This is a genomic window from uncultured Dokdonia sp., assembly GCF_937910895.1.
GTDB lineage: Bacteria > Bacteroidota > Bacteroidia > Flavobacteriales > Flavobacteriaceae > Dokdonia.
In genome coordinates this window covers 30,994-43,016 of the sequence record NZ_CALEMI010000014.1, presented here as the reverse complement: position 1 = coordinate 43,016, position 12,023 = coordinate 30,994, and the positions used below count along the sequence as shown (strand labels likewise).

Genomic DNA, 12,023 nt, shown 5'->3' with positions numbered 1-12,023 from the left:
TCAATAAGCAAAGTTCCCTCGGCTACGGTAAAATCATAACAGCAGATATACATATCTGTATCAATAGTAACAGTGCCAGCACCATTTTTTAAAAGTGGGCTCGTGATATTTAATAAACCAGGATTAGGGGTGTTAAAACTGATGTCAACACCGTCTAGTGTTATAAAGCCCTGTTGCGATTGAGAGATTAAGCTAGCTTGTTCATTTATAAAAAAAGGCTCTGGGTTTGAAATCCCAGCTGCCTTCGTTATGGTGAGCGCTCCTGTATTTTTTAATGTGAAATTTGATAACGTTTTGGTTGCATCTGTTTCTGAGATATGGATTGCTAGAAAAGTGCCGTTACTGTTCAATGTTCCTCCGCCTGTAAACACTCCTTTAGTAAAAACGATGGCAGACGTTGAATATACTTCCACTCCCTCAGGGATGATAACAGTTCCTTCCCCATTTTGCAAAGGGATAGTTCCCATATCCCAATTTAAAGGATCTGACCAGAAATAATTATCTCCATTTCCTGTCCAGGTATGCGTTTGACTCCATAGCACTACATGGCAAGTCAAAAACATAGTGATAAAGATGATCTTTTTCATTTTCTAATTTTTAAATATATCAAAAATGTTCATTATCAAGCATCAAGATACGTATATAATTGGTTTTAGCTAGAATGCTAGCGATGATACAAACCCTAAGATCTCACACACTATATCATTACGCTTCTGTCTTTTGGTAATTACGCTCCTGTCGGCGGCTGGCAGGTTCGCGAAAGCTATCTCACCAGTATTTAAAAAATCAGGTAATAATTTAGATTTTTTGGATGAGATCGTATGAAGGGTAACTAGCTGAAAATTAATATTAAAGAAGGTAGTTGGAAAATTACAAGAGATTTTTTTTTCAATTACACTTTATTTAAGTTAAGTAAAATATATGTAGTTTTGTTGAAAAATAAAATGAAAAAAAGTATTGTAATTTGTTTTTTGTTAATATCGTATATCTCTTTTGCTCAGTGTCCAACAGGAAATGTTTTCTTTTTTACACAAGCAGACATTGATTCGTTTATAATTGACTTTCCAAACTGTAGTGAAATCAATGGTTCTCTACTGATAAATAATAGTGATAATGACTTACAAAATTTAAACGGTCTGAATAGTATTAATTCAGTAGTAGGAGATATTATCATAACAGGTCTTAATGAATCAGTAGATTTAAGTGGTTTGGATAACCTTAATGTTGTTGGTGGTGATTTTAATTTTGAATTCAATATGGGTTCTGATCCCAATGGTTTCTCAAATATAGAAACTATAAATGGAGATATTAATTTTACAGCAAATAACTCAACAACATTAGGTGGGTTTACAAGTTTAGTTTCTGTTGGTGGAGGAATTGTTTTTAACCAAAACAGTAGTGTAAATATTATTGGTTTTGAAAACTTATTGTCTGTAGGTGACGAATTTTCAATAGATAGGAATAATTCTTTGTTGGAAATAAATGGATTTAATAGTCTTGTGTCAATAGGCTCAAATTTTATAGTATTTGATAACGAGGAATTAGCTTCATTTAGTGGCTTTAGTAGTTTGGAAACCATCGCTGGAGAATTTCAACTAATTGGAAATCCTATTTTGAGTTCATTACCAGAATTTAATCAAGTAACTTCTATAGAATCAAATTTTACAATAGATTTTACGAATTTAAATGAGATTGATGGTTTTAATTCAGTAGCGGCTTTTCAAGGTGATTTTAGTATTTCAAACAATCCTAGCTTATTGCAAATTAGCGGAATGTCTTCAGCTACCCAACTAGAAGGTGAATTACGCATACAAAATAACGATGCATTAATCACTATATCTGGTTTGAATCAACTTGATTCTATAGGTTCTGCCTTCACTATTATTGCCAATGAAAATTTAAACGAAATCACAGGCTTTAGCTCATTAGAAGTCATAGGTTCAGATGTTTTTATAGGTTTAAATGCTATTGATAATTTTGAAGGTTTTGACAATCTTCAACAAATTCAAGGAGGTTTTTCGATATCCAATAACAGTGGGACCAATGCATTGGATGGATTTAATCAGCTTAGTCAGGTTGATGGTTTTTTAAGTATATCATTTTCTGATTTTAGTGAAATAACAGGTTTTGAAAACCTATTAGAGGTAGGAGATAATTTGTCAATAACGGGTTCTTCTTTACAAACATTGTCTGGATTCAATAATTTAACCAATGTGGGAAATAGGATATCTATTGTTAATAACGATAACATTACTCTTTTAGATGGATTTAATAGTGTAATTTCTATAAACTGGTCATTAATTATTCAAGACAACGCACAATTGTTAGAGATGAATGGATTTAATCAATTAGTTTCTGTAGGTAATGAATTGAGATTTGATTCCAATCCTAACTTGTTAAACGTTGATGGTTTTCAGGAATTATCGGTAGTAGAAAAGAGTGTGTTGTTTATAGATAATGCTATGTTATTTGAAATTAGCGGCTTCAATAGTTTAACCACTATAAATCAATTTGACGGGAATTCTGGACTACTTTTTTCAAATAACCCAAATTTAGAAATCGTAAGTGGCTTTACTAATATGGTTAATCTTGAGTCTAATTTATTCTTTGGTGGTGCTACAAGTCTTAATGATATTTCTGGCTTTAATAATTTAGAGTCCACTAGAGATTTACAATTTATCGTAACAGGACTAACAGATTTTACAGATTTAAGTAATTTACATACTGTTACTAATTTTATGTCTTTGAGTAATAATCCAAACCTTGTAAATTTAAATGGTCTAGAAAATGTTACTTCTCCTATGAATGATTTAAGGATTTTTGACAATCCAATATTAATTAATATAGACGCTGTCGCTAATATTGAATCTATTGCTCAATTTATAGTCATTCAGTTTAACGACCTTTTAAGCGATTGTAGTATTGACACTGTCTGTTCTCATTTGTTTAATGACGGCAATGCAACAATTGAAAGCAATAATACAGGGTGTAATAGTATTAGTGAAACTGAGAACAATTGTAGTTTGTCCATAAACGATGAAGAGTCAGAGTTATTTGCTGTCTATCCAAACCCAACAAAAGGAATTATTAATATTGAGAGTTTATCTTCACAAGATTGTACTATAAAAATATATGATATGTTAGGCAGAGTTGTTTTAGATGACATAACGAAAAATAAAACAAAATTTGACTTGTCAAATTTAACTAACGGATTATATTTGGTTTCAATTCAGGATGATTTAAACAGTTATTCAGTAAAAGTTTTAAAACAATAATTGGATAACTCTATTTGTTGTGTAAATATGTCAAATCACTATTATTTTTCACTTTCGTGAAAAATAATAGTGATTAACTTTTCTGATATTAAATGCTAACTACCCAATCACAAACCTACCAGCCTTAGAATCAAACCTTACATTCTCCGAAGGAAACAAAGCATCAAATACCCCTTTTTGAATCAGTTGTTTTGGGGTGTTTATAATCGCTTTTCCATTTTGTAGTACAATCATCTGATCACATTGCGCGATGGCGAGTTCGATGTCGTGGGTAGAGAAGAGGACGAGTTTTTGTTGCTCGTGAGCGATGTTTGTTAAAAGTTTTAAAACAGACGCTTTGTGATGTAAATCTAGATGCGTCATCGGCTCATCTAAAATCATCATAGCGGTATCTTGTGCTAACGCACGTGCAATAAGTACCCGTTGTAATTGCCCGTCGCTGAGTTCGTAGCACTTCTTGTTTTTGAGTGTTTCGGTGTCGGTAGCTTTGAGGGCGGAGGTGATGCTTTGAAGATCGGATTCAGAGAGCGATCCGAACCAATTGGTATACGGTTGTCTTCCTAAACTGACCAATTCTAAGACACTTAAATTTTTAGAAATCGCTTGTCCCGTGAGCACAACACTGAGTTGTCTTGCCAAGGCCTGCGGTTCGATGTTGGGAATCAAGGTTTCATTCAGAGAAATATTTCCCGAAAGGGAACTTTGTAAACCAGCCAACGTACGTATGAGTGTGGATTTTCCTGCACCATTAATGCCTACCAGTCCCACCAATTGACCTTGTGGTATCGCGAGATCAATATTGGAGGCTATCATCGTATCTCCTTGCTTAGAAGAATAGCCAATACTAAGATTTTCAGTAGAAAGGACGGTATGTATGGGTTGGCTTTCCATCAAAACACCAATTTCTTTTTACGAACTAACAACCAAATCACCACCGGCGCACCCACCAAGGCAGTCACTGCATTAATTGGAAGTGTGTACTCGCTGAGCGGCACTTGCGCAATCGTATCACAAATCAGCATCAGGATCGCACCACCCAAAATCACCGCGGGAAATAAAATCCGATGATTGGAGGTGGGGATGATTTGACGAATCAAATGCGGTACCGCAAGTCCTATAAACGCAATAGGCCCCGCAAAAGCAGTGATACTTCCCGCCAAAAGACTGGTCGCAATAATAATCACAAACCGACTCCGCGTATAGTTCACGCCCAATGTTTTGGCGTAAGTATCGCCGAGTAATAAAGCATTGAGTTCTTTAAGGTGTGTCATCGCCAAAATCAGCCCCGCTATAAAACAGTAAAAAAGCAACCGAATACTCTGCCACGAGACATCACCCAAACTCCCAAACGACCAAAAGATATATTGCTGTAATTCTTCGGCTTTACTAAAGTAGGAAAGCACACTGACGACTGCAGAGGTCAAGCTTCCGACCATGAGTCCGATAATGAGTAATGCCATCGTATCTCGTACTCTTGACGCCACACCTAAAACAATTAAAAACACTAAAAAACTTCCTGTCGCCGAAGCGATAATCAGCCCCCATTTTCCAAAAGCCATCGTACTGGTAATACCAAATGCAGTCCCGCCTAAAATAAATAAAGCAACACCCAAACTAGCGCCACTACTGATTCCGAGGACGAAAGGGCCTGCCAGCGGATTCCGAAATAACGTTTGCATCAAAAGCCCTGTCACCGCTAGTCCGCTTCCTGTCATTATCGCCATGATAGCTTTGGGAAGTCGGTAGTCGTGAATAATAAATTCTGAAGACGATTTTGAAACCTCACCTCCCACTAAACTATTGAAAACATCTGACAGCGGAATCGCTACAGACCCTAGACTAATGTTGATAAAAAAGCAACACACCAGACCGATAGCCAAGGCAATCAATGGGATGGTATAGGAGCGATTAGTCTTCAAAAGGCGTATAGAAATAAGGTTGATAATCAGGCAGCAACTCAGGATGTAAATAGTACACCAAATCTTTCAACACCAGATCAGGCCGGTTAGGTGCCAATTCGTAATACAGCATGCCGCCTGTTGCTCCTTTTTTGGTCGTAAACGTATATGTTTTTTTATTTTTAAAAGCATCAAATTGCGCATAGACAGGATTCGCTTCTGCGAGTCTGCTATAACTTCCAAACTGTCCCGGTGCAATCCAGAAGTCGGCGTTTTGTCCTTTGTCGAGCACTGATTCTATACTTAATCCAATACTTCCTGTCCCTTGGGTATCTTTCCAAAGATAATCGCCTCCCGCATCTTCAATGAGTTGCGCTGGCCAGCTTTCGCCGTGTGGTAAATACCAAACGTCTTTATACATGGCACCACTTAAAACCGTAGGGCGTTTGGTAACGTTTTGAGTGAGTTGTTTAGTCGTTAGATAACCTGTTTCTATGGATTTAAAAATGCTATCTGCTTCTTTTGATTTTCCGTATAAAGCACCAAAAAACTTAATCCATTCTGCTTTTCCCAACGGACTCTTCTCTACCCAATCCCCGTTGTATAAGACAGGAATTCCTGCTTTTTCTAGAGAGTTTAAAGAGTTGTTTTGACCATCGACACCAAAGCCAATCACCGCATCAGGATTCAAGTCGATAGCGACTTCTGTATTGATCGCTTCGTTTTGTCCGAGTTCTTTAATCTGCCCAGCATCTATACGTTTACGCGTTTGCTCACTGGAGATATAATCAAGATTGGGAAACCCTGTCAAGGTCTGATCAACACCTAACATTTCCAGAGAAGGAATATGTGTCGTTGAGGTCACTACGACCGATTGTAAAGGAACTTTTATAATCGCGTCTATTTTGTTTGACGCCAGTAAACTCGTTAGAGATTCAGGATTACTGTCGCTACTTTTTTGTAAGGAAGCACCTTCTTTGACCAAAGCATATCGATATACGTTTTCGGTACCTGGAAAAGCCCCTGAAACTTCTAGTAATGTGTACTCTGGAAATTCTTTGATCGTAAATCCCGTTGCATAATCCACTGTAAATTCCTGTTCCATTGGCGTTTCAAGAATCGTCTCTTTTTCATCTTTTTTACAAGACATGATTCCTGTAAAAAGAAAGAGAAGCAAAAGAATGTACAGATAGGATTTTTTCATTCTTCAAAAGTAGTATTTAAAAAAGAGAAAAAGCAAGTCGGAATGAAAAGAGGTGTTTTTGGTTTTTAGATGTATGTAAGAATATACCTCTTAATGCTTTGTCAGTCAGAGCTTATCGAAGACCTAGTATATAAATTTCAATAGTAAGAAAGCACTTCGACAAGCTCAGTGTGACAATTGATTAAATAAGGAAAAGCCCTCTAGCCCCCAAAGAGAAGTTTTTGTCTTTTACCACTTACATGAATAGAACTACTAACATAGCTCCTCCCCTCAACGAGGGGAGGTGGCTGTATCGAGGTAACGAGATACAGACGGAGGGGGTAGTTTTGTTTCAACTTCAACTTCAACTTCGATTTCAGTTTCAGTTTCCAAAATAGAGTAACACTCTAAAATAGAGTGCTACTCTATTTTGAGTCTATATTCTATATTCTTTTTTCTCTATATTCTTATAAAAGCCATACCTTTGTACCAAATTATGGTTTGGAGAGTATACACATACTCACCAATTAAAAGGGAATTTTGTTAAACGCAAAAGCTGTTCCCGCAACTGTAAGCTGTGCCTATACACGTATAGGACTTGTTAAAAATACTACACCGCCACTGTCTTGAGGTGTCAAGATGGGAAGGCATTTAACAAGAAGCAAGCCAGGAGACCTGCCACGATTTATAATTAATATCGACTGACTTTCGGGTAAAAGGTCACAGATGATGAAAGAAAAAATCTCGTACATCGTGATGGTACTATGCTTTTGCATCAGTACGGCACATTCGCAAATAGATAGCTTACAGGTATTGCCTGAAGTGATCCTTAGTGACGTGAAGTTACGCGACTTCTCTCAAGGCGTTACCGTAGCCAGAGTGACGGATTCTGTTTTGAGCAATTCCAAAACGGCACTCACCGAAGTTTTACGCTATCAAACTCTTGTTTTCTTAAGAGAAAACGGACCAGGCGGGGTGTCATCAGCGTCTTTTAGAGGAACGTCTGCACAGCAGACTGCGGTGGTTTGGAACGGTATCAACATCAACTCTCAACTCAACGGGCAAACCGATTTTAATACCATATCCAGCCGTAATTACGATAATATTGATGTACGAAGCGGTGGCGGAAGTATTCCGTATGGTTCAGGAGCGATAGGCGGGAGTATTCATCTCAATAATGAAATTTCCTTTGCGCCTCGTTTTGAAAATAGACTGGTGCTGAGTTATGGAAGTTTTAATACCCCTTCGGGAAATTTTAAATCTCGCTTTGGCACTAAAAAATTCTATGGTGATGTCGCGGTAGATTATACACGAAGTGATAATGATTTTGAATATCTTGATACTGATCAGTTGAACGAAAACGGACAGTTTGAAAACACTAATCTCAACGCGAATTTTGGGTTTACGCTGTCGCGAAATCAGCTCATCAAGGTGTACCATAATACCTTTCTAGGCGATCGCAATTTTTCGGGAACGCTCACGGCACCTTCTGACGACTCGTATCAAGACAGAAACACACGAACGCTTGTCGAATGGCAAGCGAGTGATACACAGTATGATTCTAAGCTACGAGTGGCGCATGTATTTGAACAATTTCGCTATTTTCCAACCGAAGACAATCGATCTATTTCTACAATTGGGAAAGCCATCAGGTATACGGCAAATTATGATTTCACCTATCGGTTTGGGAACGATAAACGCCTGAAAACAACATTGGATTACACGACCGTAGATGGTGAAGGAAGTAATATTCAGCAAGCGACACGGAATGCCTTTTCGGCAAGTACGCTGTGGCATCATCAGGTGACCAAAAAATGGAATTATGGCATTCAAGCTAGACAAGAGGTGACCAATACATTTGACAGTCCGTTGTTATTTGGGATGAGTTCTGAGTACGCTTTCGCGAAAGCGTATAAAATCTCCATCAACGCCTCCCGAAATTATAGAATCCCAAGCTATAATGACGTGTATTGGCAAGGTGCTGGTGCCAGAGGAAATCCAAATTTAATTCCAGAAACGAGTATCCAAGCAGAAATAGGACATCGTTTTACCTACAAAGATCTAAACCTACGACTCAACACGTATTATATACTGACACAAGATTTGATTGTTTGGCGACCTGATTTTTCGGGAATTTGGAGCCCAGAAAACCTATCTGAAACACGTAATTATGGTACTGAGTTGACTGCCGAGTATTCCTACAAGTTAGGAGCACATTTGTTAACAGCGACAGGGAATTATGGATACACTATCGCCGAAGATAGAGAGACGGGAAATCAGCTTTTGTATGTGCCTAAACAAAAAATTACAGGAAGCGTTGGCTATACTTTCGATCGTTTGTCAGCGTTTTATCAGATATTATACAATGATAAAGTGTATACAACGACAGACAACTCAGATTCGGTAGCGGGGTATGGGGTTTCTAATCTAGGCGTAAATTATTCGTTGGTAAAGAAGCAAGAACAGCAAATTACACTTTCGCTTCAAGCGAGAAATATATTAAATAAAAACTATCAAACTATTGCCTTTAGGCCAAATCCTGGGCGTAACTTTTTAATACAAACAACCTATACATTTTAACTATGAAATTCTACAAATTTTTATTGATTGCCATTTTTGGAACCCTTTTTCTATTTGCTTGTAGTAATGATGACGACGGTATTGTGGTCATAGATCCAAATCCAGACCCAGAAGAAATGCTCGCTTTTGAAAATGGTTTTTTGGTCACCAATCAGGGACCATTTAACACAGGTTTTGGAAGTGTTGACTTTGTTGATGCAACCTTGACGACAGCAGATACTGATATTTATCAAGACGTAAATGGAGATAATTTAGGAAATGTAGTACAATCTATTGGTTTTTCGGGAGACCTAGCGTATGTGGTTGCGAATGTAAGTAATCGGATTACGGTGGTCAATCGGTTTACGTTTGAAGAGGTGGCACGAATTGAAACGGGGCTTGAGAATCCAAGATATTTTGTAGAAGCCAATGGAAAAGGGTATGTCTCTAACTGGGGTGATCCTAATATCGCGACCGACGATTATGTGGCTGTGATTGATCTCACTACCAATGAAGTGACAGGAACAATTCCTGTAGGGGAAGGTCCAGAAGAAATGATCTTTAATCGGTTTAATTTGTATGTGGCAAACCAAGGTGGTTTTGGCGTGAATAATACGGTAACCGTGATTGATCCAACCACTGATATGGTGTCGAGTACAATTATTGTAGGAGATGTGCCTAATTCTCTACAACTTGATACAGATGGAAATTTATGGGTGCTAGCCGGCGGAAGTCCAGCATTTACTGGGAATGAAACTCCAGGAACTCTCACACGAATTAATACAGCGAGCAATCAAGTGATTACTACATTTCTTTTTGGTTTGAATGATCATCCTAACTATTTGAATATTTCTGGAAGTGATCTTTATTATTTCCTAGATGGTGGTGTTTTTAAAACAACCACGGTTAACTTTCAAACCCCAGCAACACCTGAACTTTCAGGAGTCAACTTCTTTAATATGTTTGTAGTGAACGGCGGTGCCACTTTAATAGGATGTAATGCTGGAGATTTTGCGAGTAACGGAACGTTGGAGATTTATAATTTAGGAGATAATAGCTTAACGACTACACTAAATGTTGGGATTATTCCTGACAACGTGTACGTGAATCCATAGTCGTATTTTTCTACTTATTGAGAAAGCGCGAGATTGCATTAGGGAGCAGACTCGCGTTTTTTATGTGAGATTGACTTAAATAACAGTTTAGTTTTTTTACGTGATTTATTTGAAAATCATCTAACGAGCTCAGAATGATATTTTTTGTTCATTTTCTTCGCTTGTCCAAAGAAAACCGAACCAAAAGAAAAGACACTTTTTATGCGTGTGGTTTTTATTTTAAGTTTTGGAACTTATGAATCTTCGATTCCTTAGGTATTTTTTCGCTTAAGGTAAAAAACCGCAAGAAGTTTCTGCCATCGCTTCTCCTCGCCCAAAGCTAACACTTTGTCGTTTCCAAGGCTTCAAAATTTTTTAACAGGAAATCATTTCTATACTGAAGAAAAAGAAGAAAAATTTAATAACGTATATCGAACTTACGTTAATTAAGAAAGCGCAAGATTGCATTAGGGAGCAGACTCGCGTTGTTTTGTTTCTTCACGTTTTCGCGAAAGCATACCCCAAAAGAAATACACACAACAGTAAGAAATTCCCCCTTCGGGGGCTAGGGGGCCTACTCATTCAACATCCGTTGATATAAAATATCATTTTGATCACTGAAGAATACGGCGGGTAATTCGCGTGTGTTATAATTGGCGGCAGCGCTTCTTCCTAAAAGAATTTCGTTAATCACTGCATCTAGTAACGGTTCTCCTTGTACACCTAATTGTCCAAGATTTGCAAAGTCCTCTCCAATCACAATATCAGGCGTAAAGCCATCAAAATAATCCGTGAGTCCGTTGGCATTTTCCGAGCGTAATACCAAAGGTAACATCACATATCGATGGTTGGGATTAATCGCATCTGTTCTTCTAAAACTAGGTGAGTCATATAATAAAAAAGATCCTTCAAATTTTCCAGCGGTGGTGGTACCTACTTGAATTACTTCGATATACGGATCGAGACCACTTAAAATCAATTCGCTAGCAGAAGCAGAACTTCCTGTAGTAATCACATATACTCTTGTTAAATTCAGGCTATTGATACCTGCACCATCATTACCACTTCCAATATTCGAGTTAAAAAGCCGATCAAATTGATTGTCAGGATTACGATCTTCATTATAGGTTTGTCTAATAAATAACTCCCCGTTAAACTGTCCTGTAATCATACTACTTAAGTCATTGGCGGTTTCGATAGAACCCCCTCCGTTATAACGTATATCTAAAATAAGATCGGTCACACCCTCTGCTTGAAACTGTGCAAAGGCATTATTGAGTTGGTCATCAAACTCATTGGTAAAACCAGTATAATGTAAATACCCTATTTGTCGTCCTTCTACCGTCAGTGTTCTGGCAGTATGAATAGGATTGATCGTCAGTTCTACCTGATTGAGTGTGATGTCGGTACCGTTGAGTGTAAAGAGTTCGGTGTCTGCATCATAATCGGCGAGATTAAGGGTATAGGTATCTTGACCGAAGATAGCGTCAAAGTCAGAGTCACTCGTAAGTGCAATGCCATCTATACCTGTAAAGATCATTCCGCGTTGTACGCCTGCATCTTGTGCAGGGCTGTTATTAATCACATACCGCACAAGTCCAAATACGTCGCCGTTACCAGAAGGGTCATTAAATAACGCAAAACGCATTCCTGTAGAACGACGAATCCCACTTAGTGCATTTTCTAATTCGATGTAATCGTCTCTCAGGATACTAAAACGATCGTTAGGTGAAAGTAACGCTTCAAAGGTCGCCTCTGGAGATTCAAAATCATCTAAGAAATCATTCAGTTCTGCATCACTTGTAAACCGATCATTGGCGAGATCAGGTACATCTTCTTTATACAGCGACCAGAAGTTAAGCCCTCTGTAAATAAATTGTGAGATTTCTAAATTGCTTGCGGGTCTGATGACATCATCAAGATCATCAGAGCAATTTACCATCGTGAGGGAAGCTAGAAATCCTATCACTAAAAATTTCATTTTTTTCATTTTTTCAAATTTTTTATTTGCAAG

Annotated in this window: 8 protein-coding genes and 1 riboswitch; of the genes, 3 read left to right on the top strand and 5 right to left on the bottom strand. The window is 37.8% G+C overall.

Features of this window, described 5'->3' with window-relative positions; all coding sequences use genetic code 11:
* A partial coding sequence (locus Q0505_RS01190; protein ID WP_299207902.1) for a hypothetical protein occupies positions 1-587 on the bottom strand: 587 nt, incomplete at its 3' end.
* 357 nt (positions 588-944) lie between these two features.
* Between Q0505_RS01190 and Q0505_RS01185 the strand changes: the two genes are divergently transcribed.
* The gene (locus tag Q0505_RS01185; protein ID WP_299207901.1) at positions 945-3,275 is read left to right on the top strand and encodes a T9SS type A sorting domain-containing protein; all 2,331 of its coding nucleotides are present in this window, start codon (positions 945-947) and stop codon (positions 3,273-3,275) included.
* A 99-nt stretch (positions 3,276-3,374) separates the two neighbouring features.
* On the opposite strand, the gene Q0505_RS01180 is transcribed toward Q0505_RS01185, so the two are convergent.
* From Q0505_RS01180 to Q0505_RS01170, 3 genes are read right to left on the bottom strand one after another with little or no spacing between them, the layout of a single operon-like run.
* The gene (locus tag Q0505_RS01180) at positions 3,375-4,166 is read right to left on the bottom strand and encodes an ABC transporter ATP-binding protein (protein WP_299207899.1); all 792 of its coding nucleotides are present in this window, start codon (positions 4,164-4,166) and stop codon (positions 3,375-3,377) included.
* Positions 4,166-5,140: an iron ABC transporter permease gene (locus Q0505_RS01175; RefSeq protein WP_299207897.1), complete on the bottom strand. Its 975-nt coding sequence runs from the start codon at positions 5,138-5,140 to the stop codon at positions 4,166-4,168. Before Q0505_RS01175 ends, Q0505_RS01180 begins: the two co-directional genes overlap by 1 nt.
* Positions 5,141-5,183: 43 nt before the next feature.
* Positions 5,184-6,377 carry an ABC transporter substrate-binding protein gene (locus Q0505_RS01170; protein WP_299207895.1) on the bottom strand — a complete coding sequence of 398 codons (1,194 nt, stop codon included), beginning with the start codon at positions 6,375-6,377 and terminating at the stop codon, positions 5,184-5,186.
* A gap of 459 nt (positions 6,378-6,836) precedes the next feature.
* A riboswitch (cobalamin riboswitch) is annotated at positions 6,837-7,054 on the top strand.
* Positions 7,055-7,082: 28 nt separating this feature from the next.
* Between Q0505_RS01170 and Q0505_RS01165 the strand changes: the two genes are divergently transcribed.
* Together Q0505_RS01165 and Q0505_RS01160 are read left to right on the top strand one after the other, a co-directional pair.
* Positions 7,083-8,936: a TonB-dependent receptor gene (locus Q0505_RS01165; protein ID WP_299207893.1), complete on the top strand. Its 1,854-nt coding sequence runs from the start codon at positions 7,083-7,085 to the stop codon at positions 8,934-8,936.
* Positions 8,937-8,938: 2 nt separating this feature from the next.
* Positions 8,939-10,030: a DUF5074 domain-containing protein gene (locus Q0505_RS01160; RefSeq protein WP_299207891.1), complete on the top strand. Its 1,092-nt coding sequence runs from the start codon at positions 8,939-8,941 to the stop codon at positions 10,028-10,030.
* Between the two features lie 553 nt (positions 10,031-10,583).
* On the opposite strand, the gene Q0505_RS01155 is transcribed toward Q0505_RS01160, so the two are convergent.
* Positions 10,584-11,999: a S41 family peptidase gene (locus Q0505_RS01155; RefSeq protein WP_299207889.1), complete on the bottom strand. Its 1,416-nt coding sequence runs from the start codon at positions 11,997-11,999 to the stop codon at positions 10,584-10,586.
* Positions 12,000-12,023: the final 24 nt, after the last annotated feature.

Bases quoted from the DNA above. Each gene is read 5' to 3' on its own strand.
- Q0505_RS01180 (WP_299207899.1), bottom strand. From the start codon at position 4,166: ATGGAAAGCCAACCCATACATACCGTCCTTTCTACTGAAAATCTTAGT.
- Q0505_RS01160 (WP_299207891.1), top strand. From the start codon at position 8,939: ATGAAATTCTACAAATTTTTATTGATTGCCATTTTTGGAACCCTTTTT.
- Q0505_RS01185 (WP_299207901.1), top strand. From the start codon at position 945: ATGAAAAAAAGTATTGTAATTTGTTTTTTGTTAATATCGTATATCTCT.
- Q0505_RS01170 (WP_299207895.1), bottom strand. From the start codon at position 6,377: ATGAAAAAATCCTATCTGTACATTCTTTTGCTTCTCTTTCTTTTTACA.
- Q0505_RS01165 (WP_299207893.1), top strand. From the start codon at position 7,083: ATGATGAAAGAAAAAATCTCGTACATCGTGATGGTACTATGCTTTTGC.
- Q0505_RS01155 (WP_299207889.1), bottom strand. From the start codon at position 11,999: ATGAAAAAAATGAAATTTTTAGTGATAGGATTTCTAGCTTCCCTCACG.